21 protein-coding genes are annotated in these 26988 nt (G+C 70.8%); 11 read left to right on the forward strand and 10 right to left on the reverse strand.

Annotation, left to right across the window (positions count from 1 at the left end; translation table 11 throughout):
- Positions 1-57: 57 nt before the first annotated feature.
- On the forward strand, positions 58-807 hold the full coding sequence (locus ACKUU6_RS31710) for a transposase family protein (protein WP_407991997.1): 750 nt from the start codon (positions 58-60) through the stop codon (positions 805-807).
- 144 nt (positions 808-951) lie between these two features.
- Here ACKUU6_RS31710 and ACKUU6_RS31715 read toward each other — a convergent pair whose 3' ends face one another.
- Together ACKUU6_RS31715 and ACKUU6_RS31720 are read right to left on the reverse strand one after the other, a co-directional pair.
- Entirely contained in the window at positions 952-2331 is a 1380-nt protein-coding gene (locus ACKUU6_RS31715) for an IS1634 family transposase (protein WP_407991998.1), read from the reverse strand.
- 34 nt (positions 2332-2365) lie between these two features.
- A protein-coding gene (locus tag ACKUU6_RS31720) for an IS3 family transposase (RefSeq protein WP_407986306.1) occupies positions 2366-3618 on the reverse strand; the annotation gives its coding sequence in 2 pieces (ribosomal slippage) (positions 2366-3336 and positions 3336-3618; 1254 coding nt in all).
- Positions 3619-3701: 83 nt separating this feature from the next.
- Between ACKUU6_RS31720 and ACKUU6_RS31725 the strand changes: the two genes are divergently transcribed.
- Entirely contained in the window at positions 3702-4607 is a 906-nt protein-coding gene (locus ACKUU6_RS31725) for a hypothetical protein (protein ID WP_407986265.1), read from the forward strand.
- Between the two features lie 199 nt (positions 4608-4806).
- Here the strand turns inward: ACKUU6_RS31725 and ACKUU6_RS31730 are convergent, their stop codons facing one another.
- The 6 genes from ACKUU6_RS31730 to ACKUU6_RS31755 all read right to left on the reverse strand — a co-directional run bounded on the left by ACKUU6_RS31730 (position 4807) and on the right by ACKUU6_RS31755 (position 12095).
- A complete protein-coding gene (locus tag ACKUU6_RS31730; protein WP_408649618.1) occupies positions 4807-6051 on the reverse strand; it encodes a PQQ-binding-like beta-propeller repeat protein in 1245 nt (414 codons plus the stop codon).
- Between the two features lie 77 nt (positions 6052-6128).
- The gene (locus ACKUU6_RS31735; RefSeq protein WP_407986263.1) at positions 6129-6560 is read right to left on the reverse strand and encodes a DDE-type integrase/transposase/recombinase; all 432 of its coding nucleotides are present in this window, start codon (positions 6558-6560) and stop codon (positions 6129-6131) included.
- Between the two features lie 40 nt (positions 6561-6600).
- Positions 6601-7674 carry an AAA family ATPase gene (locus tag ACKUU6_RS31740; RefSeq protein WP_407986262.1) on the reverse strand — a complete coding sequence of 358 codons (1074 nt, stop codon included), beginning with the start codon at positions 7672-7674 and terminating at the stop codon, positions 6601-6603.
- On the reverse strand, positions 7671-9974 hold the full coding sequence (locus tag ACKUU6_RS31745; RefSeq protein ID WP_407986261.1) for a hypothetical protein: 2304 nt from the start codon (positions 9972-9974) through the stop codon (positions 7671-7673). Before ACKUU6_RS31745 ends, ACKUU6_RS31740 begins: the two co-directional genes overlap by 4 nt.
- Positions 9971-10684 (reverse strand): hypothetical protein, encoded by a 714-nt coding sequence (locus ACKUU6_RS31750; protein ID WP_407986260.1) that lies wholly within the window; start codon positions 10682-10684, stop codon positions 9971-9973. The genes ACKUU6_RS31745 and ACKUU6_RS31750 overlap by 4 nt, the downstream gene beginning before the upstream one ends.
- Before the next feature lie 217 nt (positions 10685-10901).
- Complete coding sequence (locus tag ACKUU6_RS31755; RefSeq protein ID WP_407986259.1) at positions 10902-12095, reverse strand: TniQ family protein; 1194 nt, start codon at positions 12093-12095, stop codon at positions 10902-10904.
- Between the two features lie 114 nt (positions 12096-12209).
- Between ACKUU6_RS31755 and ACKUU6_RS31760 the strand changes: the two genes are divergently transcribed.
- Entirely contained in the window at positions 12210-14549 is a 2340-nt protein-coding gene (locus ACKUU6_RS31760; protein WP_407986258.1) for a DEAD/DEAH box helicase, read from the forward strand.
- A 358-nt stretch (positions 14550-14907) separates the two neighbouring features.
- On the opposite strand, the gene ACKUU6_RS31765 is transcribed toward ACKUU6_RS31760, so the two are convergent.
- Positions 14908-15648: a hypothetical protein gene (locus ACKUU6_RS31765; RefSeq protein ID WP_407991999.1), complete on the reverse strand. Its 741-nt coding sequence runs from the start codon at positions 15646-15648 to the stop codon at positions 14908-14910.
- Positions 15649-16005: 357 nt separating this feature from the next.
- Between ACKUU6_RS31765 and ACKUU6_RS31770 the strand changes: the two genes are divergently transcribed.
- Both ACKUU6_RS31770 and ACKUU6_RS31775 read left to right on the forward strand, forming a co-directional pair.
- The gene (locus tag ACKUU6_RS31770) at positions 16006-16326 is read left to right on the forward strand and encodes a hypothetical protein (protein WP_407992000.1); all 321 of its coding nucleotides are present in this window, start codon (positions 16006-16008) and stop codon (positions 16324-16326) included.
- Positions 16327-16412: 86 nt separating this feature from the next.
- Complete coding sequence (locus ACKUU6_RS31775) at positions 16413-16748, forward strand: hypothetical protein (RefSeq protein ID WP_407992001.1); 336 nt, start codon at positions 16413-16415, stop codon at positions 16746-16748.
- Positions 16749-17259: 511 nt separating this feature from the next.
- On the opposite strand, the gene ACKUU6_RS31780 is transcribed toward ACKUU6_RS31775, so the two are convergent.
- Entirely contained in the window at positions 17260-18003 is a 744-nt protein-coding gene (locus ACKUU6_RS31780; RefSeq protein ID WP_407986256.1) for a hypothetical protein, read from the reverse strand.
- Between the two features lie 431 nt (positions 18004-18434).
- On the opposite strand from ACKUU6_RS31780, the gene ACKUU6_RS31785 reads away from it, so the two are divergent.
- From ACKUU6_RS31785 to ACKUU6_RS31810, 6 genes are all read left to right on the forward strand, one after another.
- Positions 18435-18692 (forward strand): helix-turn-helix transcriptional regulator, encoded by a 258-nt coding sequence (locus ACKUU6_RS31785; protein ID WP_407986255.1) that lies wholly within the window; start codon positions 18435-18437, stop codon positions 18690-18692.
- A 151-nt stretch (positions 18693-18843) separates the two neighbouring features.
- Entirely contained in the window at positions 18844-19722 is an 879-nt protein-coding gene (locus tag ACKUU6_RS31790; RefSeq protein ID WP_407986254.1) for a DUF6083 domain-containing protein, read from the forward strand.
- Between the two features lie 152 nt (positions 19723-19874).
- Entirely contained in the window at positions 19875-23135 is a 3261-nt protein-coding gene (locus ACKUU6_RS31795) for a DEAD/DEAH box helicase (protein ID WP_407992002.1), read from the forward strand.
- Positions 23136-23323: 188 nt separating this feature from the next.
- A complete protein-coding gene (locus tag ACKUU6_RS31800; RefSeq protein ID WP_407986252.1) occupies positions 23324-23926 on the forward strand; it encodes a hypothetical protein in 603 nt (200 codons plus the stop codon).
- Between the two features lie 13 nt (positions 23927-23939).
- Positions 23940-26423 carry a hypothetical protein gene (locus tag ACKUU6_RS31805; protein ID WP_407992003.1) on the forward strand — a complete coding sequence of 828 codons (2484 nt, stop codon included), beginning with the start codon at positions 23940-23942 and terminating at the stop codon, positions 26421-26423.
- The gene (locus tag ACKUU6_RS31810) at positions 26423-26974 is read left to right on the forward strand and encodes a hypothetical protein (protein ID WP_407992004.1); all 552 of its coding nucleotides are present in this window, start codon (positions 26423-26425) and stop codon (positions 26972-26974) included. Before ACKUU6_RS31805 ends, ACKUU6_RS31810 begins: the two co-directional genes overlap by 1 nt.
- Positions 26975-26988: the final 14 nt, after the last annotated feature.

Below are 26988 nucleotides of genomic sequence, written 5' to 3' on the forward strand. Positions count from 1 at the left end.
CTCCCGGGCAGTTGAGTGAGGTATCTGACATCTCGACTCTTCTGCCGGGGAGCCCTGGTGGTTACCTATCCTGCCGCACTGGACCTGCCGCACGCGCTCGTGGAGTGGGTCACCAGGCTGATCGTCACCCGGGAGGGTGACCGACGGTGCAAGCTCCGGCCCTCCCAGCGGGCCCTGGTCGCGCTCGTGTATCTGCGCAAGCACGACACCCTCGCCCAGATCGCCGCCGGCTTTCGGATCAGCGTCGGCACCGCCCACGCCTACGTTCACGCGGTCACCGACCTCCTCGCCCGGAAGGCGCCCGGTCTGACGCAGGCCCTTCGCGAGGCCGACCCGGAGTACGTCCTGATCGACGGCACCCTCGCCGAGTGCGACCGGGTCGGGGACGGGCGCGCCGACTATTCGGGCAAGCACCGCCGCCACGGCGTGAACCTCCAGGTCATCACCGGACCGACGGGCAGGGTCGTGTGGGTCTCCCGTGCCCTGCCCGTCCGCACCCACGACCTGACCGCCGCCCGCACCCACCGCATCGTGAAGACCTGTATCCGCGTCCGCGTCCCTGCCCTGGCCGACATGGCCTACACCGGCGCGGGCGGAACGTTCGCCGTGCCGACCAGGCGCCCACCCCGCGGAGAACTCACCGCCGGACAGAGATCACTCAACCGGGCCCACGCCCGGCTGCGGTACCCCGTCGAACGTGGTGTGGCCACACTGAAACGCTGGAGGATCTTCCGCCGTGCCCGCTGCAGCCCGAACTGGCTGACGTCAGCGGCCAAGGCAGTCCTCACCCTGGAGTTGCACCGCTGAAAAGGCTCAATTACTACCAGCAACACCCAAACCTGCGTTCCGCGTAATTCAGCGGCCTGGAGTCACGAATCTGGGGTCTGACCTGCGCGGACATGGGTGAGGGCGCCTGAGAAGCGTTTCTCTAGGCGCTGGTGTTCGTGCTGGTCAGCGGGGTGCGGGTTCGAGGGCGATGATCTGCTTCGGTGCGGGGATGCCGAGCTTGGCCAGGAGGTCGGTCTGGGGCTTGGTGAGGGTGGTGACCTGCCGGAACAGGCCGGTGGGGCCGGTGAACGTGCCGAGGTGGAGCCGGTCGAGCTCGCGGCGGACAGTCGTCCAGGTCTCGCCGGTGGTGGTCTCGATGATGCGGATCAGCAGCAGGGCGAGCCAGCAGAGGACGACGTGTGCGCGTATGCGTTCCTCGAGCCGGTGATAGACGGGCCGCAGGTCGATGATCTGTTTCATGTCCCGCCAGCCCCGCTCGACTTCGAGGAGTTGCTTGTAGCCCAGGGCGATGTCCTCGGCCGACAGGTGCGGGTCGGAGCATCGCAGCAGGTATTTGCCGTCGAGGTTCTCCTCGGTCTTGATCTTCGCGGTGTCGATGCGGAGCTTGCCGGCCGGGGTGGTGCGGAGGTAGCGGTTGAGGCCGGGCTTGTCGGCGAGCTTGCCGCGGAGCTCGCCGCGCTTGAAGTCGCTGAGCTTGTCGGTGCCTTCGATCAGGGTCGTGAGCTGGGCGACGAGCTGTTCGCGTATGTGCTGGTCACGGGTGGCGGCTTCGGGGTTGTGGCAGATCACGAACCGTTCGGTCTCCGAGATCCGCACCTCCTTGACCCGCATGTTCCCGGCGATCTCGCTGTAGCGGCCCTGGCGGGACAGGGCGGCCTTCACCTCCGGGCTGCCGGAGCGGAGTTTCTCGCCGACGATGTAGGCGTGGTCGCCCTGGCGGAGGTAGCGGCGGTTGCGTTCGCTGGAGAATCCCCGGTCGGTGACCCACACGATCTTGCTCAGGGTCCAGTCCCGCATGTCGTCCTTGACCTGCCGGATCAGCTTCTGGTCACCGGTGTTGCCGGGCCAGGACCAGACGCGGACCGGGATCCCGTCCCGCGTCACGGCCATCCCGATCACGATCTGCGGCAGGTCGTCGCGGGAGTCCTTCGACTTGCCGAAAGTGCGGAACCCGGCCTGCTCCGCGGGCTCGCCGTCCTCTTCGGCGGTTGGGCCATCGTCCGTCAGGAGACGGCCCCTGTCGTCCCGGGCGGCGGGTTCGTCGGCCTCCTCCAGCTCGAAGTAGGTGCTGGTGGTGTCGAAGAACAGCAGGTCGACCTCGAGGTTGAGGAGGTTCGCGACCTCGTCGAACACCCGCTTCTCCAGGTCGTCGGTCACCTCGTGGAGCCAGTCCATCGCCCGGTAGCAGGCGTCGTCGTCGGTGGCCGGCAGGCCCTCGATGTGCACGTCGTGCGTGACCCAGTCCGCGGCTGCCAGCTTCGACGACGGGGCCAGGGCCCGGTTCGCGACCAGCGAGAACAGCACCCGCTCGGTCACTGACATGTCCCGGTGAACCGCCCCGGGTTCGGTAGAGATCTCAGGTTGTGGCTGTGACCAGGGGTTTCGTGGTCGACAGGTAGTAGTTTTCCTCGTACTCGACAGGCGGGACGTGGCCTATCTCACCGTGGAGTCGTCGGTGGTTGTACCAGTCGGTCCACTCGGCGGTGGCGAGCTCGACGTGCGAGAGCGTCTTCCAGGGCCGCTGGGGCTTGATCACCTCGGTCTTGTACAAGCCGATGGTGGATTCCATCAGGGCGTTGTCGTAGGCGTCGCCGACGGATCCGATCGAGGCCGCGATATCGGCGGCGTCCAGGTGCTCGGCGAGCCGGAAGCTCGTGTACTGCGACCCGGCATCCGAGTGATGTATCAACTCGCCTCGCTGGTGGGGGAATCCGTCGCGGTCGCGCTGCCACAGTGCCATGTCCGGCGCATCCAGGACGAGCCGGGCCTCCTTGGTGGTTGCGGCCGACCAGCCGACGATACGGCGGGAGAAGGTGTCCACGACGAAGGCGACGTAGACGACTCCGGACCAGGTGGCGATGTGCGTGAAGTCGGCGACCCAGCAGCGGTTCGGCGCGCTGGCGACGAAGTTGCGGTCCACGAGGTCCGGGGCGCGTTCGGCGGCCGGGTCCGCGATGGTGGTGATGACCTTCTTGCCGCGCACGGCGCCGGCGATGCCGAGTTCGCGCATCAGCCGCTCGACAGTGCAGCGGGCAACCGTGTGGCCTTGCCGGCCCAGCTCACGCCAGATCTTCCGGGCCCCGTAGACGCGGTAGTTGGCGTTGTAGACCTCCTTGATCAGCGGCTTGAGTTCCTCGTCGCGCACGGTGCGGGCGGCAGGCTGGGCCAGGCGCTTGCGGTGGGCGTAGTAGGTGGAGGGGGCGATGCTGCAGCCGTGCTCGGTCAGCACGCGGCAGATCGGCTCGACGCCGCCGAAGCGGCCCCGGTGCTCGTCGATGAACGCTACGAGCGCAGGTGTGGCCGGTCGAGCTCGGCCGCGAAGAAACTCGCTGCGGCCTTGAGGATCTCGTTGGCGCGCTTGAGCTCGGCGATCTCCTTCTTCATCGCCTTGATCTGCGCGGACTCCTCTGTGGTCGTGCCCGCACGCTGTCCGGAGTCGACCTGGTCGCGCCGGACCCAGTTGCGCAGCGTCTCGGCGGAGCCGATGCCCAGCTTCTCCGCGACGGCCCGCAGCGCGGCCGACTCGTTCGGGTAGTCACCGAGGACCTCGGCGACCATGCGCACCGCACGACGGCGCAGCTCAGGAGGGTAGGAAGAGGGACGTGCCATGACTCGAATCCTTACACGAAATCGAGTCCCCACCGAACCCGGGGCGGTTCACACTGGAGCTCACCGCAGCGGTGGACGTGCTGATGGACGACGCAGTGCTGCGGGATGAGTGCCTGCCCGCAGCACTGGCCAAGGTCCAGCAGTGGATGAACTACAACCACGCCGCTGCAGCCGCGGGATTCGCCGCCCGATACGCCGACCACCCGGCGGTCAGTGACCAGTGGCTTGTGTGGATCGCGCAGAACTGGGGAGGCCTCGCACCGGAGCACCGCGACCGTGCTGTACGGGCATCAGGCCGCAACGAGCTGCACGCGTCCTACGGAGCCGCCCAGTTGACACCGTTCCTTCTCGACCATGTGGTGGGCAGTGACGACCTTGCCGTTTGGGCGAGTGCTCCGCGACTGTGGGCCGCACTGAACGATGACCAGCGCGCTCGCTTGCTGGCAGCCGAAGGCGGTCACTGCCCGGAACTGTCGCAGTGTGCCGCCGAGGCTCCCGCGGAGGTGCTGTGGGCGGCACTGCAGCAGGCGGGTGCGAACCTGACCCAGACCCTCGACCTCCTGCATGACGCTCCCGGCACGCCCGCCGCCATCGAATCATTCGTCAAGGAACTGATCGGCGCGACCAGTTGGCAGGGGGACACGGCGCAGAAGGCGGTTTCAGCGTCCAATGACGCCACCCCCCTGTGGCCCATGGCCATTGAGGCTGCTTCCCACGGGCGGGAGGCCCTGGGCCGGGCCGCTGACATGATCCGGACTCTCGCCACGGCACACCCCCAGACCGTGCCGTCGACATTCGCTGCCGACTTTGCCCCGCTGGTCCACCGATGCGCGGACGACTCCAGCGCTCAGGCGCTGGGACGGGCAGTTGAACCGCTGCCGGCCCAGGCGCGCGCCATTGCGAAGACGCTCACCGGAGCGAACAACACCGTTGGGGAGCAGAGGCGGCGCAATGCCGCCTTCAAGAAGGCCGCAGGAGTGAACCGTTGACCCGGAGCCGGGAAGCGCCCCGGCTCCGGGTCAACGGCCCGGGCCGCGCCGGTTCGGGTTGGCGCCGGTTCGGGTCGGCGGATCGGCAGGCCTGGCGGGACAGGGCCGGGTGCGGACCCGCATACGGCTCGGGCTGTTTCGGAGTGCGGCCGACAGCTGGTCCTGGGAATCGGAACGCAGTACGGGCCTGCCATGGCTCTCACAGAATGGGCAGGGAGCAGGCGCGCATCCGGCGGCTATCGCGGGTGAGGGCGGTGTGGTCGATGACTGTCCAGACCTGACGGTCCATCGTGATGATGCGGCCGGTTTCTGCGTGGACAAGAAGGCTAGTGGTGCCGGGGCCGGCTCCTACGTCGATCGGCAGCCAACGCTGGTGGGTGCCGAGGCGGGGGAAGATGAGGTTGGTACGCCCGATGTCGAGGCGGATCACCTCCGAGAGTGGCGAGGTCCACATGGGCGCCCCGTCGCTGAGGCGGTAGCCGCGCAGGTGCTCGCCCTCGCCGGTGACAAGGACGTCGCCGCAGACGGCGGCGGCGCCTTGGGTCGCGCTGCTGGTGAAGTCCAGGCCGATGGACCAGTCCACGCTTCCGCTGGCTGACTGCCAGGTGTGCTGCCAGCGGATCCGCCCGGTGGCGCGATCCAGGACCCGTACGGCGACGTAGGCCTGGCAAGCCCCGCAGGCGCTCGGCTTCCTCGCGTGGAAGCTGTTCGCGTCGCCGACCTCGACGAAGTGCCCAGGGCACAGGGGTTGGCCATAGGTGTCCCAGAAGTGCATTGTCACGACGTGGGAGCTGCCGACCCCGATCAGGGCCCGTCCTGGATCGTCGGCCCGCCACCTGACCTGGCCCGTACGGGAGTCGAGGCCGGCGATCTGAGAGGAGAGCCAGGCGTCGTCGGCGATGCCGATCAGGGTGTCCGCCGGGGTGATGTCGGGCGCGGTTGCTGCGGCAGGGGTGTCGAGCGGGGTGTTCCAACGGATCCGGTCCCCGCGCGGGTCGATTCTGCCCCAGCACTCGGAGTCAATCATGTCTATCCCGCCGCCTGCGGCGAGGTAGGGCTCCTTGCCAGCGTGGTCGCTCCACAGGAACGGGTCGATGCGGGTGCGGGGCGTGTGCCAGCGAGTCTGCCCGGTCCGCGGGTCGCAGCCGGTGGCCTTGAAGTGCTTGTCGGGCCGGGGCGCGAGGACGACGAGGTCCTCCCCGAACGCTCCGCACCCGGCGAGGAGGTTCTGGCAGGGGAGGTCGAGAACGTCGCGGTCGGACGGGTCCCACGGCAGCTCCCACAGGGTGGTGCCGGTGGCGAGGTCGATGACGTCGCGGCGGTCGACGAACACCCCGTCGATGGTGGTGACCGTGCTCAGGTACCCGTAGTGGGGGGCGAGAGGGCGCTCCCACAACGGCGCGGCTTCCGGGGGGAAAGGGGCGGTACGGGCGGGGGCTGCCATGATGCTTGTCTCTCGCAGTGGGCCGGGCTGGTGGAGAAGACCGGGCAAAGGGGCAGGCAGGGCCGCCCCGAGCCGGTTCAGGCGGCGCTGAGTTGGCGGTGGTAGGCGTCGACGGCGCGGGGGAGCAGTGCGTCGAGCGCCGGGCGGGTGCGGGCGTCGGACAGGTGGCGCAGCACCGCGCGCAGGGCGCGTTCGGCGATGGCTTTGCTGCACGGCGTGAGGGCTCGGGCGGCGGTGAGTCTGATACCCCGTGTGCTGCAGGTGGAGCGCAGCGCGGAGTCGGGGTGGTCGCGGAGGGCGCGGTTGTGGTCGATGGCGATGGCGTTGGGGGTGGGCCGGCTCTCGAGGGTTTCGGTGAGCGCCCGGGCCACGGTGGTGTCGTTGGGTTGGTCGATGAGGCGGGCCATGGTGATGGCGCCGGTGGCTTCGTCGACCGCCAGTAGCAGGTGCAGGGGAGCGTGGTGGTCGTTCAGCGGGATGCGGGTGGTGTCGATCGTCCAGGTGGTCATGGCGTGGGTTCTTTCGGGTGGTGCGGCCGGGAGTTGGGGGTTATGCCTCGAAGGTGGGGTGGTCGAGGAAGTCGGCGGCCTCTTCGAGGGTTTCCGCGGTGATGGCTTCTGTGCCGTCCTCGATGGCGATCTGCGCGGCCATCGAGATCAGAGGCGCGAGGTGCTCCATGCGCCCTTCGGTCATGCGGTACAGGAGCGCAGCATGTTCGAGCAGGCCCTGCCTCTTGTGGTGGTGCAGCCGCAGCTTCTCGTCGAAGCCGTGCAGGGTTCGTCCCCAAACCTCGCTGTAGGGAAGGGGGTTGACCCACAGTGTCGGGACGGAGTTCCGCGGTGTGGGGGTGTGCCGGGTGTCGGTGGGGCGGGGGAGTGCGGGGCTGCGTTCGCCGCGGGCTTCGTGCAGGATCTCCCGCGCGCCCGTGCCGCACCAGAACACGGTCAGTCCGATCTCGGCGGCCAGGAAGTCGAAGAAGTCGAAGGTCGGCTGGATGTCGCTGTTGCGGAGCCGGTCGACGCCGTCGACCAGGATCAGGCGGGTTCTGGAGGCGCGCATGACGTGGACCACCGGCCCGGTCCAGTCCTTCATCCGCAGGAGGGCCTTGCCGTCGACGTCCCTGCGGTAGAGGTCCCAGCCGAGGAACACGGCGATCTGGGCGGACCAGTTCACGGCGTCGTCGCGGCTGGGCGGTGCGTTGACGCAGATGACGGGGATGCGGTTGGGGTCGATGCCGTACAGCTGCTCGATGCGGCCCTGGTGGCCGCGGCCGATCAGGTGTGCCAGGGCGGTCTTGCCGGTGCCGCGTTCACCGTCGACGGCGCCATGGACGCGTGCTTGGACGCATCCCCGGTTGACCCGCAGCAGGCGCCTGGCCACCTTCAGCCCACGCTCGACGTCAGGCGTGGCGACCAGACCGAGCGAGGCGTGGTAGAGCACCCTCGGGTCGTCCTCGCCCAGTTTGGTACCGGCGGGGGCGCAGTCCTGCAGGTCTGGCGCCACCACCGGGCAGCGCACGCCGGCGTCCCAGCCGGAGCGGATGGTCATCAGCTCTGGTTCGGTGACGGCCCCTGGTGCCCGGCCCGGGCTGAGCGCGGCCTGGTCCGTGGAGGCGGCACTCATTGCTCTGCCCTGCCTTCGTCCGGTCCGAGGTCCTCGGGACCGTAGGGGGGAAAGCCGTCGAGACCGCTGATGTCCCAGTCGAGGGCAGCGAGGACGTCGTCCGGCGGGTGCGCGGCCTTCTTCGGGGGATGCGGATCGACGAACAGGTCCGCTGCGGGCCCATCGAGGCTGCGGTAGGGCGTGATGGTGGCCGGGTTGATGGCGGGGAGATCCCCCAGCGGTTCGCGCCGTGGTGCGGCGGTCTCGAGCTTGCGTCCCTGGAACGAGGCCGGCACCACGGTGCGGGCGGGTGCGTGGCCTCGCCGGGCACGCTCACGCAACTCGTTGACGGCGCGGGCGATCGCCCTCTCGTCGCGGATGCTGCCACCCGCCGCGACGTGGGCGGCGGTGGCCTGCTCCCACACGCGCTCGGTCCACGGGTCGTCGATGAGCCGGCGGAAGACGAACGGCACCTCCACCCACGGGTCCTGGCCCTCCTCGGCCCGATGGTTGTACAGCCAGGCGACATCCGGCTCGTAAGGGTTGTAACGGGCCTCCCACTTGCCGCGGCGCCCCGTGATCCCGGAAGGCCTGCGGAAAGGGATGAGTGCGTCACCGAGACTGTAGGTGCGGTTGTTGATCTGGAAGCCCTTGCGGGTGACCGTCACCCACTGCGCCGGCAGCAGCTTGCGGTTGTCGCCTGGAGTCTGCGGTAGTGCCCGGTAGCCGGCCAGCGAGACGGCAGCGGCGTACATCTGATTCGGAGCCAGAATCAGACCCGGAGTGTAGGGGCTGCGCAGCCCGCCCTGCGGCGTCTGCTGCCATTGGAGGGTCACCCACTCACTGAACATCTCCTGGAGCTGGTTGACCGTCCACAACGGCTGCTTGTCGACACCTTTGCCGCGCAGTTCGAGCTTGCGGGCGGTGTGACCGGCGACGTGCTGGCTGAACTTCGTCTTGATGGTGCGCATGGCGCGCTCCACGACCGCCTTGTCGGTGGGGGTGCGGGTGCGGGCATGACGGACCTCGATACCCAGTTCTGCGCAGGCGGAGGAGAAGACGCTGCCGGTGTAGACGCGGCCGTGGTCGATCACCACGGTCTGGGGCCGGATCACCGGCCGCGCGGCCGCCCCTTCCATCCGCGGGTCGGTCGCCAGCAGTTCCTCATAGGGCAGGTCGGAGCCGTCCATCAGGGTCAGTGGTGACCAGCCGGGCCTGCCCGGTACCGGAGCCAGCGCTTGGGCGATGGTGAAGACCGCGTCCAAGGCCCGTGTGGCCCGCCCGCCCAGCCGGGCTCCGCGCGGCCCGTCGCCGGTCTGCCGGGGGACGATCATCTCACCGATGATGCTCCGGGTGGCGATGTCGATCGCGATGGTCGCCTCGACGGGCGTGGGCCGCCCGTCATCGCCGATGGCGAGGATGTCCAGCCCGGTGGTGTCGATCTGCACCAGCTCGCCCGGAACCCGCGCCACTGTGGGCGTGTACGGGGGTGCCGGCCGGTTGTGCCCGGCCACGCGGCGAGCGGTCGGCCCGGCCACGTCGTCCACGGAAATCCCCAGGCGCTGCAGCAGCTTGTAGAACGTCGAGCGCGGCACTCGCAGCCGCGCCCGCTCGAGCGGATCGTCGAGCTCCCGCCGGTAGCGCTCGTCCACGGCACCCTCCAACCGCTCCCACAGGCGCTGCGCCGTGCCGGCGGACTCCCCGCTCTTCGCCTCGGCATCCAGCACATCCCACAGCAGCGCCACCACCCGCGGATCGGTGCGCCCGTACGGGGAGGCGCCGCGGGTCCTGCGGCCGTCGACCAAGCCCATCACCCCTTGAGCGCGCCATGCCCGGCACCTGCGCTCGACCGTCGCGGCGGAGACGTCGCGGCCCAGCGCCCGCAACTGCCGGGCCTTGGCTTCGTAGCGCTCCTGCAGGGTGTGCAGCGCGGGATCGTACTCGGGCCACGGCGCGGTGGTGGCCGGGACGTTCGGGCTCTGCCGGTGCAGGACCTGTTTGACGTGGTGCTCCCATTCCAGTGCCTGGCTGCGCACATGGGCGGGGAGGGCTTCGAACTCGCCTTTACGGTAGGGAAGTTGGTGGAGCTCCTGAGGATGGTCAAGCCGATCCAAGACCGCGAAGTCGCCAGCTGCGACAACTGTCGCGAGCAGGCAGGTGACCGCATCCACGCCTTCTTCCCGGGGCTCCATCGACACCCGGTGGCCCTGCAGGACGCTGACCGTGTAGGTGTGGCCGCCGAACCGCACGGTGTCGCCCAGACTCAGGCCCGGGCCGGTGCCCGGCGGCTGCGATGCCCTGATCCGTGGTGCCCGGCTCATGAGCGCACTCCGCTCGCCCAGGCCAGGGAGGTCGGCAGAAGAGGTTCGTGCCAGTCGATCTCTAGCAGTTGACGCCAGATCAGGTGATGGGCGAGTTCCACCGCTGCCAGACGGGGCAGTCCGCAGCCTGCGGCGCCGTCCTCGATGGGACGGGGACAGGCGAACGCGGACAACAGCATCTCCACGGCGTGCGGATCGCGTCGGCGGGGGTCGCGCGCGCTGAACAGCAGCCGCTGGTTGGCCAGCGGCACGCCGGTGGGAGGGGTGGTGATGCCCAGCTCCCAACCTGTCCGCTGGACGGTCTCTTTCAGGACCTGCTCCTGGCGCCGCCAGGCGTTGCCGGGTGCCTGCGGCTCCACCGCGAGCAGGAGTCGCTCGCCGGAGCGTCGGCGGACGGCGAAGTCGGGTCGCAGGGCACGGCGTCGGCCGTGCTCGTCCCAGCGCAGTTCCACCGGGCACACACTGAACGCGGCGATGCCCGGATCCCGGTCGAGTCCGGCGGCGACCTGCTGCTGGCGCAGCGAACCGCAGGCAATGACCTTCCCGGTCCTGGACACCCAAGCGTCCGTGACGAAGCCGCGTCGTCCCCGGTGGGCGACAGGAGGAGCGACGTGCGGGAGTTCCTCGACCGGCAGATCGCCTGCCTCGGCAGCGGGCACCTCGCGAAGACGCCCTCGCGCATCGAGGTAGGCGACGGAAATCTCCAACACGCGGCCTCCTCGGGACAGTCGGTTGCGAAACGTGCTCACCCACAATCGCCGCCGGACGGCGCAGCCCGCAGTGCCAGCTACCGTTGCCACACGAACGGGCGACATTCGTGCCCCGAGTCCTTGCCAAGCCACTCGGAGAGAGGTAAGGACGGAAGGAGGCCAGCGGACCGGTGACATGACGGCCGGTCAGCACATGACCCGGGCGCCGACCAAGGAGTCAGATACGTTCGTGCAGGTTGGTCCACTGCCACGGCAGACATGAGCGGGCATCGACGGAGGTGTGAGGAGCGTCGTCCGCGTGCACGGCGCAACGCACCGGTCCCCGGCGGGGCCCCGCGCCGAGCAGTACCGGGCTCGCCGCCTCGCGGACAAGACGATGATGACGGGATAGCCACTCCACGACCGGTACCCGCCCCACAGCCGCATCCACCCCCGCCAGGCTGGCCAGCACCTCCAGTCGGTACAACAGCGCCGCCCGCCTGCTCTCGCCGGCCTCCCTGCCGCGGCCGTCATCCCAGCCACCCTCGAGCACCGAACGGCGTTCCCGCTCGAATCCCAGCAGAACCCGCGCGAGGGCAGCCGCCTCCGGATAGACCAGCAGCGGAGCCGTACTAACCGCACCGCTCCCAAGGCCCGCGCGCTGCTCGCGCAGGCGCCACAAAGGTGCCTGCGGCGCCTGGCGCCACCACCAGCCGACGATCGCGAACGCGTCGGCGACCAGCGCCGCGCCGCCCGGCCCGAACCGGCACTCCAGCAACAGCCGGTACCGGTGCGCGCGCAGCACCTCCGGTACCGGCGTCAGATCGAACGAACCGCGCGCATCGTCGCGAGTGCCATCCGTCCACCGGCGGTGCCTCAGGCAGACCTTCCACGGATCGGGCCAGGCCAGCCACACTCCACCGCCGGCCCCGCGAGAGGCGGCGCACAACGGGCAGGCCCGCACCAGCGAGCCGGCCTGCGGTGCCCACGGCCAATGCCACCGAGGCCGGTGTCCGGGCAGCAGAAGAGGTTCCCTGAGGTTCGGCAGTGCCCGCTGCAGAGTGTGCGGGGCGCAGCCCGCCAGGACCGACAATCGCTCGAGCGCCGGACGGCTGAGGTAGACCTCGGCCAGGGATGGGGCGAGAGCCTTCCGGCCGGGATCACCTTCCCCTACGTCCTGCAGGAGGTCGTCGGGGTTGCGGCCGTTGGCCCCGGCCAGCCGCCACAGGTACGACGAGGTGGACTCGTAGGCGACGAACCGCACCCGCAGCGGCTCCGGCTTGGACGGCACCCACCACGCTTCCGGCTGCCAACCCCCGTCCACGACTACCCCCGTTCCCACCGCCCGCCCTGCCAACAGCGCCACCGACCACGGCAGCTTCTGTGCGGAGTAGCACACCAACAACTTCCCGCACCAGGACAGTTCACTCAAACGACGGACACCCGCCAGTTGTCCCTGCGTATACGCAAAGACAACTCGCACGCTGCCCTCACCACCACCGGCCCAGCCGGTGCCCGCACCGCTACCGCTCCCCGGGAGGCCACCGTGCCGCGGCCGCCATCAACCCTGACCACCACCCTGCGCTCCCGGCAACGAGACGCCGCCGACGCCGCACTCAACGCCTTCGCCCTGGGTGCGGCGCGCGCCACCATCGTCATGCCCTGCGGCACAGGCAAGACCCACGTCGGCGTCCACGTCACCGACGCCACCGCCCCCGACGGGCGCGCCCTGGTACTCGTCCCCACCCTGCAACTGCTCAACCAGACCGCGCGGGTCTGGTACACCTCCGGCCGCCCCGGCCGCTACCTGGGCCTGTGCTCCGACGAGAGCCCCACCGAAAGCGTCATGGCCGACGTGATGACGATGGTCGGCGATGCAGCCACGCTCACCCGTCAGATCCGCTCGACCATCGGCCCCGTCAACGTCTTCGCCACCTACGCAGCACTCGAGAAGATCATCACCTCCCACGCCCGCCATGCCCTGCCCCGCTGGGACCTCGTCGTCGTCGACGAAGCCCACCGCACCGCCGGCGCGCTCGGCAAGGCATGGGCCGCGATCCACGACGCCACCGCCATCCCCGCCCGCCACCGGCTCTACCTCACCGCCACCCCGCGGATCTGGGACGTCAGCATGCCCCTCGCCAACGAGGCCATCGCCTCCATGGACGATCAGGGCCTCTACGGCCGCTTCGTCTACAGATACTCCCTGGCGCAAGCCATTGCAGACGGCCAACTCGCCGACTACCGCATCAGCGCACCCGAGATCCACAGCTCCGAGCTGCGCTCCTACCTCGTTGGGCAACGCGACCAGCCCGACATCCCCGGCGCTGACGGAATGCGCGTCGCCAGCGCCCAGCTAGCCCTGCTACGGGCACGAGAGGAACACGACATCCGCCGCACCGTGGTGTTCTCCCGGTCGATCGCCAACTCGGAAGCCTTCGCGGAAACCCTGCTCGACACCGCCCGCCACCTTCCCGGCCACGCCGACCACCTCTGGGCGGCCAGCATCCACTCACGGCACACCTCCACCGAACGAGCCCACCGCACCCGGCACTTCGCCCGCCCACCCGCCCGACCGCCCCACGGCACCCGCTTCGGCGACCTGAGCGTCCTGTGCAACGTCCGCCTCGCCATCGAAGGCGTCGACTTTCCCCTCGCCGACTCCGTCCTGTTCGCCGACCCCAAATACAGCACCATCGACACCGTCCAGGCCGTCGGCCGGGCCCTGCGGCCAGCCCCAGGCATCAGCAAGTGCTCCACCCTGGTCATCCCGGTGTTCTTCGGCCCTGGCGAGCGACCAGAGGACGCCACCCTCGGCACCCCCTACCACCTGCTCTACCAAGTCATGATCGCCATGCGCGCCTACGACGAGCACTTCTTCCACCGACTCATCAAGAACGGCAAGCCCACCCCCTGCCACACCCCGCTCCCCGCTCCCCGCCCCGAACGTGCGGAGGAGATCGCCCCTCTACTGGGTCTGCGCACCATGGACCCCCACCCCGACCAGTGGCTGACCGGCCTGGAAGCCGCTGCTCGCTATCAGCAACAGCAGGGCCACCTCAACGTCGACAGCGACTACGTCGACGACGACGGATTCCACCTCGGCTGGTGGATCGGTCACCAACGCAGCCTCAAACAGGTCGGCAATCTCCAACCCGAGCGCGTCACAGCCCTCGCCGTGTACGGCATGCGCTGGTCCCACCCCAGCACCAGCACCGAGCACCGCCTCCACCTCGCCCGTGCCTATGCCGGTCAGAACGGTCACTTGCTGCCCGAACCAACTGACACCTTCCGCGGCCAACCCCTGGGTGCCTGGCTCGCCGAGCAACGGCACAAGCACAACGCCGGCACCCTGCCTGATGACTACCAGTGCACCCTCCAGGGGATCGACCCCTGGTGGAACCCCCGCTGGCCCCATGAATGGCAGCGCACCTACGCCCGCGCCCTCACAGCAGCACGCAACGACCGCCTCGCCGCCCCCGTCACCCGTGCCCAAGCCGACGCCAACGACCTCACCCGCTGGCTCGACCAGCAATTCGACCTCTTCCCCACCCTCCACCTGGGGCAGCGCGACCAACTCGGCGGCCTTCTCGAAGGTGATCCCCTCGCCATTGGCTTGCGCCGCCCCCGCAGCACCCGCGAACGCGACTTCGCCCAGGCACTGCGCTCCGCCCGACGATTCCGCCGGGACCATCACCACCTCGACGTCCCCGCCGACCACATCGACCGCCGACACCGCGTCCATCTCGGATGGTTCATCGCATGCATGCGCAACGACGTCGCGCGACTGAACCGGGAGGAGATCAATGCCCTGGAAGCGCTGGGAATGGAATGGATCCCCGGCCTGACCGCACCCGCCACGGCTGCCGCAGTTCGCTGCGCCTGAAGCCACGGCACGGGCCGAAGAAGCCCGACAATCACCCACAGGCGTGCCACGTCGCTTGCTCACCTCATACCCTAGCCACATCGGAACCACTGACCGCGACCAGCACGGTCTGTCAGGCTGCTATGGCCAAGCCCAGGCGGAGCAGGTCCCCAGCAGTGGCCTGGCGTAGATCAGTGGGTAGGAGCTGCGAGCAGGAAGGGCACCCGGTAGCCCCCTTGCCCTGGCCGGACCTACCAGCCGGCGCTCGGCCCTCCGCTGACTGGTGTGCCCGCCCTCCAGTTTCGCCGGGTGGTGCTCGCACAACTGCTCCCACGGCGCGCACTTCTCAGGGGCCCAAGCCACGGCCCCGCAGGGCCCCTCAGGCCGGGGGCTGGCCATGAATGGCCGAGGCCGCTGTCCATTGGCGTCCGAGGGCTTGGAGGCGTTGCCCTGCGGTGAGAACGCTGGCGATGCAGCGGTATCCGTGCGAGGGGGAGTGCTGCACCACGCCGATCCGGCTGGACGCCAGGAACTCGAGCGCCTCCACGATGGAAGCGGGCTCCGCGTGGTGCTGCCGGGTCCGCAGTTCACGTCGAAGCGACGTGAGGTCGAGCCAGCCGCCTTCCTCCAGGGGGTCCTGCGCCTCGGCGTTCAGGATCTCGATGAGTACGTACTCCAGTGCGCTGCGCTCTTCCAGGGCCTTCCAGTGCACGCTCAAGGCGTCGCGGCGGTCAGCGCACGGCAGTTCAGGGGCGACCAGGTCACTCAACTGCGTTTGGGTGAGAGGAGCGTGGTCCTGGCGCCGCACGGCTTCGGCCAGCAGGCCTGTTTCGATGACGGCGATGGCCGCGTCGTCGTCAGCCTCCTTCAGCATCGTGCCCTGGAAGCCGGGCCCGACAAGGAGAGTGACGGCAGCGCCGAGAGCTTCCCGGTGACCGGGCAGGCGGAACAGGGACTGCTCCGTGACCCTTCCGGCGGCGGCGGTCTTGGCCTCGATGGCCAAGACCTTCGCGGCTGCCCCGATCCCGTGACGTACCGTCCCGTCGGCGGCCCCCGGGCCGCCAACGTGCCGGCCGGGCATGCCCAGGTAGCCCAGGGCGGCGATGGTGGCCTTCTCCAAGCGCCGGGGGTCCGCGCTGTCACGGGCCGCGCTTTCCAGCTCTGCGGCGATGGCTTCGCCGGCAGAAACGGGCAGTGGGGCGCTGCTTGGCAGGTCACCGGGACGCTGGCCCGTACCGGCGGCGCTCGCCGGGCAGGGCCCGGCGTCCTACCTGCGGACTGGCGGGGCAAGGAGTGCTCGAACGCACGGCCCAGGGCGGTCAGGCGGAAGACGGTGTGCGAGGGGCGTGCGACCAGGCCACACGCCTCCATGAGGTTGAGGCGGATGGTGACAGCTGTCCGCGACAGCGGCTTCCCGCGGCTGGCGAGGTAGAGGCTGCTGCGCTCCGCCAGAGCACCGGACGTGGCTTGGCCGGCGGTGTCAATCTCACTGAGCAGCTCACCGAAGAAGCCGATCGAACTGTGCGCGATCCGGGCCAAGTCCACTGGCTCGCCGGACTCCACCCAGGCACGGGCGGCCAGCGTGGCGGTCCAGGTCGTGGACGACGTCCGTTGGAGCAGGCCCAGCGCTTTCAACGTGTCCTTCGCGGTGCGCCCGGTACTGGCGCTGCGTGCGTTGGGGAAGGAGTCCTGGACGAGCTGGGCGAAATCCGCATCCGTGATGGAGGGGATAGCCGCTTCGGTGAGCGTCCTGAGCGCGTCCAGCATGCCGCCGTCCGCGGTGACGCCGGGGACGTAGAGACTCGCGCCGTCCGCGCGGCTCGCCAGGGCATTGTCGTCGAGTGAGCCGATGAGATCCGTGATGGCACCTGCCGCAGGTGGGAGTTGAGCGACTTCGTGGCCCTCTCGCGTGGGCTTGCCCAGTACCAGAGTCGGCAGGAGTCGCTGCCCGGCCTCGGTCAGGTGGAACTGGCCCGTGTGGTGGTCGACCATCCCGGTGACCACGAGCCATGTCGTCCGGTTGTGTACCGGGCTGGTGGTTTCCCACAGCAGGTCGAACTCCTCGCGCGCCAGGACGCGCAACTGCTCAAGCGTCCGAGGAGCGTGTGCGAGGGCTTCCATCAGTTCACCGACGAAGCGGGTGTGATGGTGCAGAAGTTGGACGAGAAGCCCCGGGTCGTCAGCTCGATGCCATGCAAGAGCTGCCGAGGTAGGCAGTAACTGCGAGCCCTTCCGTGACAGAAGTCCGGCACGAACGAACCGCTGAAGTTGATGCTGATCCAGACGCTCAAGGCTATTGCCCTGCGATGATGCGACTGCGCTGACATCGGGCAGAACCTTGTCGGCATCCAGTGCCGTGACAAGCTCATGGAGCGCGGCGATCCAGGTGTCCCGCATTCCTGGGAGAACGGGCATACCAGTCGACCGCTGGTCCCATGTTGGGGTACGCGCTGCTTCGCTCATAGCAGCGCATTTTCGTGCCATGGGAGATGCTGCACCCATCGTTTGGATGAACTTCGCTTTTCATGGAGAGGCTGGCGTAGGCTATTGCGGCATTCTCAACGCTGATCTGACGGCCCATCACGGGTGTCCTGCCCCCCCACACTCCGTCCGTGGACTTCCTCCGGGACCACGCCCCCAGCGCCGAGCGAAGAAAGCGCTGCGCGGGGCTGAGGGTCGGGCCCGACAACCCGCACATGTGCCGCCGAACTGCCCAAGTCGAGGCTGGTTCTCATAGGAGCCGGGGCTGGTTTGGGGCGCAGCGCAGCAGTCCGCACGGTTCCTGCTCGAAGTGCCGCAGCCATCTCGAGGCGTGCATGGCCGTCAGTGTGTGGAGCAGGTCTTCGGTGCTTTGACCGCAGCTGCGCGCTGTACTTTCGGGGTCGATGCGGCAGCGGGCTTCTCCCGGCTCGCACCAGGCGGCGATGGTCAGGGCGGCCAGCCGCGCTGCGGGGGAGTGGCCGCGCAGGGCGGGATCAGTGGTGAGCGCTTGGGCGCGGTGGCCGGCGCGGGGCCGCCAGGAGGATGCGAGTTCGGTCGCGACGACGACCTGTTTGTGGTTCTCAGCGGTGGTGAATCCGCTGTCGCAGGTGAGGAGTTCGGTTAGTGCGTTCTCGGGGGAGGGGAGCTGAAGGGAGCGGAGCCAGCCGGTGGGTACGGGGATGTGTCCGCCGGGCCGGATGCGTAGGACGCAGAGCACGGCGAGCAGCCGGGCTTCGCCGCTGATGTGTTCGGGGAGGCTGGCGGCGGTGTAGCCGAGGGCGGCTTTGACGGCGTGGCGGCGGACTTCGCTGGATCGGGCTTCGCCTCCGCCCCGGCGGCGCACCTTGCTGCGGCCTTCCGGGAGAGGCTGCGGTGCGGGGTGCTCGGGGAGGTCGACCGGGGCCGCGCCGGGGACGGCGCGGGCGCATCCTGCGCACATGTCGGCCAGCAGCCAGGTGCGGGCTCCGTGGCGGTGGAAGAGGACGAGGAGCACTTCGCCGTCGCAGCCGCGGTGGCGCCCGTGCCAGCGGCACCCGCTCTGCCCGCACGCGCACGTGCGCAGGTGCCCGGGCAGTCTCTCCGGGCCTGCGTGGGAGCCGAGATGACGCACTGCCACCTCCCGCAGCACACTGCCGGGCCCGACGGGCCCGGGGCCGGGACAGGAGATGGCGGTGCAGCGCACCGAGCGCAGGCCCGGGTCGATCACTACCGACCACACCCCACCTGGCACCAGCGCGCCGCCGTGCATCCCGGTCCTTCCCGTCACTCGCGCCGGCACCACCGAAGACGGCCGAGCCGGGCCCCGGTCCGGGCGGCGGACACCCTAGTGCAGACCCCTGCACTGCCCGCCGGGCCGCAAAGAGGACGAAAATAGGGCAGAGGTCTGCACTGACAGGGCAGGGGTCTGCACCGTGCGATAGCACAGTGATCACCCCGCCGCCCGACCCCGACCTCGCCGCGCTACGCCTCGAGCTGGCACGGCTGCGGGCGGAGCACGGCTGGTCCTACGACCAACTCGCCGAACGCAGCGGCCTTTCCCGCCGCACCCTCATCGAGATCGAGCAGGGCCGCACCATCGGCACCCTCGCCACCTGGCACGCCCTGGCCCACGCTCTGGGCGTGCCTTTCGCCAGCCTCACCGAGGCCCTCTGCAACGGCCACACCCCACCCGCCGGAGCCTGAGCACCGCGCCCGTCGGCATCACCCGAACGGGAACCAGGAATCGAACCCCCATTCCGAAGAGGCGGCCCGGACGGCGCCGATACGGCCGACCGGGCGAACCACGACTCGGCCTGACCCCATCTCATGGCTCACACCGTCCACTGTCGCCCGCATGGCACCCAACTCCTGCCCGCCGGGCCACAACTGGGACGGCAGCCGCAAGGGCCCCAAGACCACCCGGGCCCTGCGCATCGACCCCTCCAGCCCCACCAGGCTCCTGCGCTCGGCCCGCATGGCGACCTGCCACTTCTGCGGCAACGCCATCGAATGGTGCCACCGCGCCGACGGCACCCCCATCCCCCTCCATCCCCACGAGCTGCCCACCCGCCACGTCCCGGGCATCCACCGATGGCACCTCGCCGGCGGCATCGCCCACACCGGCGCGCCGAACACCGCCTGGTGCCGCATCACCCACCGCGCCCTGTGCCCCGCAACCACCCACACCCCGGCCCCGGCCCCGGAACTTCAGCAGCTGCGCCGCACCCTCGCCCTGAGGACCCGTCACCTCATCGACCATGCCGGCTTCCAGCCCCGCCCCGCGCCCATCACCCCCTCGGCCGCCGCCGAGACGCCCACGGAGGTCATGCGGCTGCCGGTCGTCCAGCTGCTCCACATCCGCTACCTCGCCCCGCGCCCGCTGCCCGCGATCCGCTGCGTCGCCCAGACCCTGCGCCGAACCCGCTGCCGCAACCCCGTCGCCGACGAGCACCTGCCAGGCCGCTGGATGCTCATGCCCACCGACCCGCCCGCAACCGGCGGACGCCGTCACCTCGCCGACCACCTGCTCCCCGCTGAGATGGCCGTCTACGACCTCACCCACCTACACACCAGCGAGCAACTGCGCTGGCGCGGCCAGCGCTGCCCCGCCCACGCCCACAGCCGCGCGGCCGACATCGCCCTCACCCAGTGGGAGCCCTTCGACGCCTTCACCCACTACCGGCACATCCGCACCCACATCCCCACCCCGGCGGGCCGGGACGACGCGTCATGACCGAACCCACCGCGTCCATCTCACTGACCACCCCCGCGCCGCTCGCCGCACCCGTTCCACCCGTACTCCCGGGGGAGACGGCACTTGCCCTTGGCCTCCTGCAGGGCAGTGCCTCTGGTCGGGGCGTCGCCCGTGCTGTCAGAGTGAGCGCCGTGCACGAAACAGACGCCCAGGGCAGTGATCTGACGGTCCCGCAGCTCATCCATGCCAGGTGGGGGAGTGTCCTGCCGCAGGAGGGCCTGTTGGCGCGGTTCACCGAACCAGGCTGGAGCTACCAGGAGCAGCTGCCCCGCGCGTGCCCCGACTGCGGGGCGGTGCTGCACTCGCTGCGCCGCCCGTACGAGTCGGGCGGACGTCAGTACCGCTACGTCGCCTTGGTCTGCCCGGCCTGCCCGCGCACCTTCACCCTCGCCGACCTCGGCGTGAAGACCTACGACAAGCTCCTGCGCCCCACCGGCACTGTGCAGGCTGAGCCCGCCGCGCCCGCCCCGAGGCGGCGCGGGCGCACCGCCGCCCCCACAGTGCCGGTTCGTACCGCGGCCCGGCTGCTGGCCGGCCTCGACTCCGGCCCGTGCCCGACCGGCCCGGGCGTCACCATCACACCGGTCCGCCTGCCCCGCCCGGCCCGCGAGCCCGCCCCCACCGCGTACTCCTCCCCACCTGCGGGACCGGCGGCTCCGGCGTGGCCCGAGGACCTGCCGCTGCCCGCGGAGAAGGAGACCCGCGCCCTGTGGTGGGGCAAGATCACCAACCCCTCCTGGGCCCCGCCCGAGCAGGCACTGCGCGCCGCCGACGACGTACGGGTCATCGTCCCGGCGGGGGAGCGGTTCGACGAACTGCGCGCCGCCCTGAGCGGTTTCGGCGCCCGGGTGCGCACCGCCGCTCACTGGGCGGAGGACGAGGTGGTGACCACCCTGTCCGACCTCGGCGCGCCGGTAGAGCTGGCGGCCTGGCCGGGCGGCGGCCACTCACCTGTCACCGGGCCGGCGGCGTACGCGGCGCGCGACGCCTTCGCTGCCCAGTGGGACGCCCTGGATGGACTCCCCGACACCGGCACCGAGGCGTTCACCCCCGTCGAGGACCTTGCCCCGGCCGACTGGAAGGGCCTGTTGCCGCACCCGTCGTTCAACCCGGTCCAGGCCGCCACCGTCCCCGCCGTCATCGACGGCGACGAGCACGTGGTGGTGGTCGCCCCCACCGGCGCCGGCAAGACCGCCATCGGCATGGTCGCCGCCCTCACCGCCCACCGAGGCGGCCGCAAAGCCGCCTGGCTCGTACCCCAACGCTCCCTCACCGACGAACTCGACCGCGACCTCGCCACCTGGCGCAAAGCCGGCCTGCGGGTGGTGCGCCTGACCGGCGAGGCCGCCGTCGACAACGACCTCATCCGGGACGCGGACCTGTGGGTCGCCACGACCGAGAAGTTCGAGGCGATCTGCCGCGCCGGCTCCCTGCGCACCGCCCTCGCCGAGGTCGGGTGCCTGGTCGTGGACGAGATCCACCTCCTCGGCGACCCGGTCCGCGGCCCCGTCCTCGAAGCGCTCCTGGCGCGGGTGCGCGAGGACGCGGCACGGGTGCGGATCATCGGCCTGTCCGCCACCGTCGCCAACGCCGACCAGGTCGCCGCCTGGCTCGGCGCCCGCCTCATCCGCTCACCCTGGCGCCCCACCCGCCTGACCTGGCAGCTGCCCGCCATGCCACCGGACGCGGACGCCGCCGACTGGACCACCCGCAACAACACCCGCACCCGCCGCACCGTCGACCTCGCCCGCCACCACACCCAGGACGGTGGCAGCGTCCTGGTGTTCTGCGGCAGCAAACGCTCGGTGCGCACCACCGCCCTCGCCCTGGCCCAGGACCGCGGTGTCGACACCACCGGCGCCGACGCCGACGACAGCGACCTCGTGGAGCGCCTGTGCACCAAGGCCGGGGTGCGCCTGCACTACCGCGACTGGCCCCACAAACGCGACGCCGAGCACGCCTTCCGCACCCGCCAGGCCGACATCCTCGTCGCCACCTCCACGGTTGCCGCCGGAGTCAACCTGCCCGCTCGCGCCGTCATCGTCCGCGACACCCAGATCGGCATGAGCCGCATCGAAGTGTCCATGGTCCAGCAGATGTTCGGCCGCGCGGGGCGCATCGGCGCGGGCGAGCGTGAAGGCCACGCCTACCTGCTCACCGCTCCCGGCGAGCGCCACCAATGGCAGGCCCGCCTGGCCGCCGGATACACCGTCACCTCCCGCATCCGCGACCGCCTGCCCGACCACCTCCTCGCCGAAGCCGTCCAACTGCGCATCGCCACCCTCACCCAGGCCGAGACCTGGTGGAAGAGCACCTTCGCCTTCCACCAGGGCCACCACCCCTTCGACCCCCTCCACGACGCCACCGACTTCCTCACCGACACCGCCTACCTCACCCGTACCCCCGGCCCCGACGGCGACGATCGCCTGGAGGCCACCGAACTCGGCCGCCTCACCAGCCGCTTCATGGTCGACGCCGACCTCGCCTCCGCCCTCGCCGAAGCCGCCACCTACCTGCCCGTTCCCACCGACCCGGACACCGCCGAAGACACCCTCATCACCACCCTCGCCACGCGCCTGCCCACCCTCGAACAGGCCCCCTTCACCGACCGCGCCAAAGCGGAGCTCTACACCGTCCTGCGCACCCTCGGCCGGCCCGGCGCCACCGGCTCCGACGGCCAGGAGCAGGAAGAGGAGGAAGAGGAGTGGCAGCCGGTCGCGGGCGACCTGGCCCGCGCCGTCCTGCTGCTGGTCGCCCGTGCGCCCCGGGCCTTCCGCGGCCGGCCCGCCTACATCCGCGGTATCCCCGCCGACTCCATGGTCCCCGTTCTCGACGACGCCCAGCGCTACCTCGCCTGGCTCGGCGCCCAAGGCCCCCTCGCCACCGTCCACCCCTGGATCGCCGTCACCGCCGCCGACCTCGCCAGCCGCATCCGCTGGCGTACTCTCGCCCCCACGCGTGGCGCCGGCCGGTTGCTGTGGATGTGCGAACAGATGGCCACCCCCGCCCACACCCACAACCTGGTCCCCGGCATGTGGCAGGCGGCCCGCGCTCGCGGCATCGACTCCCCGGACTGGCCCGGCACCACACCGCCCAGCGCCTGCCGCCTCCCCCCGGCCGACTACCGCACCCTTCTCAACACCCGCGCCACAGGCACGGCCATCACCCTGCACCCGGACCGGGCGCACATCCGCGCGCCGCGGTCGGCCACCGTGATCACCTGGAGCGGCGCCGCCACCGCCCGGCACACCACCACCGACGGGCTCGTCGAAGCCCTCTACCCGTCCCCGCGGCCCGACGACCCGTCGGCGGGACGCACCGGCGCCGCCGTCTTCACCCGAGGCGACCGCACCGCGGCCGGTTGGGCCGCCGCCTACAACAGTGCGAACTGAACCGCTCAGGAAGCCGGCGGTCCGGGATCGGGCGGTCCGTGCTGACCGCCGGTCCCACCAGGCGGCACCGCACTGCCGCGCGTCCCTTCCTTCTGCGCCACCCACAGCAGACAGGTGTAGCATTTGGGTAGGGTCTACTTTTTGGGGGTTCCGTGGTGAGGATCAGCTTCGGGGGTGAACGGGTCGACGTGCCCGATGACTTGGGCCGGGCGCTGCTGGCGGCCCTGCGGGAGCAGCCGGTGGAGCCGCCGCAGGCGTCGACGTTCGAGGAGCTCACCGGTCTGGTCGAGCGGATCGGCGGGATCTCCCGGCACCTGACGGTGGTGAAGGAGTTGGTGTTGTCCCGTGCGGACGCCACCGGCGGCTACTCCAACCGCCGTGCCCTGGGCGACGCGGCCGGCATGTCCCCCTCGCAGCTGGGCCGGGTCTTGGAGGGCCACGGCCTTCCTCGCGACCGGCGCAGCGGCGGCGTCGACCTGGTCGTCGCCTTCCGCACCACCGACGACGGCACGCTCCACCTGGCCACCGAGACCGAGGTGGCCGGCCTGCCCGAGTTCACCCTGCCGTACATCCCGGCGGAGTGGGCGACGGAGCCGACGGAGTTCGCGGGCCGGGAGCTGATCTTCTACTACCGCCCGCAGGTCCCGATCGCGGTGGCCGACCTCGGGCGTACCGCGGGCTACACCCTGCGCCCCGACGGGCTGGGCCTGATCGCCTGCGTCACCGAGCCGGTCTTCGACGCCCTGTTCGGTGACCCCCGGCTCGATGCGACCCGTTCCAACGGACGCTGAGGAGCGACGCCCGATGTCCGACGAACTGCTGAACTCGGTCGACGCCCTGCTCTCGACCGTGCGCACCGGCCTGCCGGTCCCGGCGGAGCGGCAGCGGCTGCGCCTGGCGGCCGGACTGACCACCACTCAGATCGCGGTCGCCCTGCGGGTGGACTCGGCCCTGGTGCGGGGCTGGGAGGACGGCAGCGCCGTTCCGGGGTCGGACATCACCCCGGCCTACGCCCGGCTCCTCGACGGCCTGGCCGCACGCTTCCCCGCCCCCGAGCAGCCAGCCGCCCCGGTACAGGCCCCGGCCGCTCCCGCGCCGCAGGCCACCGCCGACCCGACACCGCAGCAGCAGGTGACGCTGGATCAGAACCCGGACGGCTCGCTGGTGCTGTTCGAGCCAGCGCCCTGCGTGCAGTGCGGGCGCCCCTCGGTCTACCGCGCCCAGGGCCGCCCGATGCACCTCGGCGGCCTGTGCCGCCCCGCCGCCCAAGCGCCCGTGGCCACCGCGCCGCAGCCCACCCCCGCACCGGTCGTCCAGCCGGTGCCGAGCACCCCGCCCGCCCCTTCCGCGCCCGTTGCGGCTGCCCCGGCTCCGGTCACCGCCGAGCCGCTCCAGCCCTCCGCCGCTGCGCCGTCTTGGCCCGTGCCCGCCGCGTCCCTGGCTCCGGCAGCCCGGGGAGGCCAGCGCCCGGCCGCGGCCCGTACCCCGGCTCGTTCCGCCACGACGCGGCCCTCAACGCCCGCTGCGGCTGCTGCCGCCAGGTGGTGGCCGGTGGTCGCCCTCGACGTCGCCGAGGACGGCACTTGGCTGCTGGACGTCCCGCAGGTCCCGGCGCCGGCCGGGCCGAAGCTGGGCGACTGGTTCGCTTGGCTGGGCACTGGGCTGCCGTTGCGCGTCGAGCGGGCCCACCCCTCCGGCCGGGGCGGCGACGGCACGGTCTGCCTGACCGCCGCCGCACTCAAGCAGCTCGGCCTGCCCGCCACCCTGCCCGCGACGGAGAAGGCCTTGGCCGCGCTCCAGGTGAAGCTGGCGAAGGCCGCCGCTGGCGTCGGGATGGAGATCAGCGACGCGATCGGACCCACGTTCCACGTCTTTCGCCGTAAGGGATCGGCCGGTGGCCAGAAGACCTCGGTGCGCATCACCGTCGCACCGTGGCTCGGCCAAGGCGACGCCCGCCAGCAGGCCACCAGCACCCTCGCTGTCCCGCTCGCCACCGCCCCCGACGGCACCAAGGACGGGCTCACCTTCGCCCGCCGCTTCCGGGCCTTCACCACCGACCTCGGCGCAGCCCCCGGCGCGACGACCGCCACCACCGCGATGCTGCTCCTGGACGCGGTCCGTCCGCGCGAGGAGTGGGTCAAGGACGCGGCGACGGGGGAGTGGTCCTCCCACCTGCGGGAGGGCGCCCTCCCCAAGGGCGACCTGTGCGTGCCGCCGGCGGCCGGGGCCCGCCACCACCTCACGCGCGAGCTGCTCTCCGAGGGCGGGACGGTGTGCGAGGAGGAGGACTACAAGTGGTGGGCCCGCGAGCTCACCCCCCAGGAGACCGGCCGTGCCTTCGCGGTCGCGGTCGACGTCTGCGCGTCCTACCTGTCCGTCACCGACTCCCTGCGCTTGCCGTCGGGCCCGCTGGAGCCGACGCGGAACCCGGACTGGGGCGGCGGCAAGACCGCCGGCCTGTGGTGGTGCGACTTCACCACCACACCCGTGGACGAACTGCTGCCTCACCCGGCGACCTTCCACGGCCTGCCCCCGGCCGGGCCAAGCTGGTACGCCACCCCCACCGTCGCCTACATGGCCACCACTTACGGCTTCGACCCGGCCACTATCACCGACGCCTACCTGTCCACCCACACCGTGCCGCCGCTCAAGGAGTGGACCGGTCGGATCCGGGCCGGGTACAAGCGGACCTACGCCGATCTCGGCCTGACCGACGGCCAGAGCGCGACCGAGTTCCTCGCCGCCTACGCCGTGCACAAGGACGTCGGCATCGACCCGGTCCGCGCGGACGCCCTGGTCCTCGCCGGGCTGTACAAGTCCATCTATAAGGGTGGCATCGGCAAGTGGGCCGACTCCGCCCGCCACCTGGACGACCAGACGTGGCAGACGAAGGTCGCCGCCACCTGGTCCTACCGGCCCGAGATCCGCTTCCACATCATCGCCGCCGCCCGGATCGCCGCCCACCGCCGCCTGCGCAAGACCTTCCAGCTGACCGGCCGGGCCCCGTTCGCGGTCAACGTCGACTCCTACCTCTACGCCGCCGACGCCCCCAACCCGCTGGAGCTCCTGCCGGTCAAGGACGACGGCACCCCCGTCCCTGGAGCGCTGCGCCTGGGCATCGCCCCGGGCAGCCACAAGCACGAGTCCTCGATCCCGCTGCAGGCGGTGCTCGAGGCGATGGGCCGCCGTGAGCACCCCTCCAAGCTGACCCACCAGTACGCCACCGACGGCACCCCGGTCGACCAGGAGCCGGCCGGCACCGGCCACGATGAGGAAGGCGGGAACTGATGGCCGGCTCCGGGACCCGGGGGATGTTCGGGCGGGTGCGCGAAGCGCTGTTCCCCTCCCGCACCGCCCCGGTGCAGTCCACCACCCAGGCCGGACACGTACGGGACCGCAAGTACGGCGGCAGCACCAAGGCCATGGCCGCCGCGTACAGCGTCGCGCCGCGCACCGTGCAGCGCTGGATCGACGGCACCCGCCACCCCACCAAGCACGAGCAGCAGCTGCGCCGCGAGGCACTGGAGGTGCAGACCACCGAGCGCGGCCGGGAACGCAGGGCCCGTCAGCTGGCGCAGCGCGGCACGATCTCCGGCATCAATGCCCGAGTCGGACGCACGATGACGTTCGAGATCCAGGGCTCCGACGCGGTCCGGGCCCGCGACATCCACCTCAACCTCACGGGCGAGCAGGCCGCCGCCCTGGCCCGCGCCGAGAACGAGGAGGACGTGCGCCACGTGATCGGCGAAGCCCTCGCCGACTACTTCAACGGCGGCTCCTACGGCGGCTTCACCGCGGACGACTTCACCTTCGACCCCGACGACTTCAACCTGAACTGACCCACGTTGTCATC

The sequence above is a fragment of the Kitasatospora sp. CMC57 genome, from assembly GCF_045866025.2.
In the GTDB taxonomy this organism is placed as follows: domain Bacteria; phylum Actinomycetota; class Actinomycetes; order Streptomycetales; family Streptomycetaceae; genus Kitasatospora.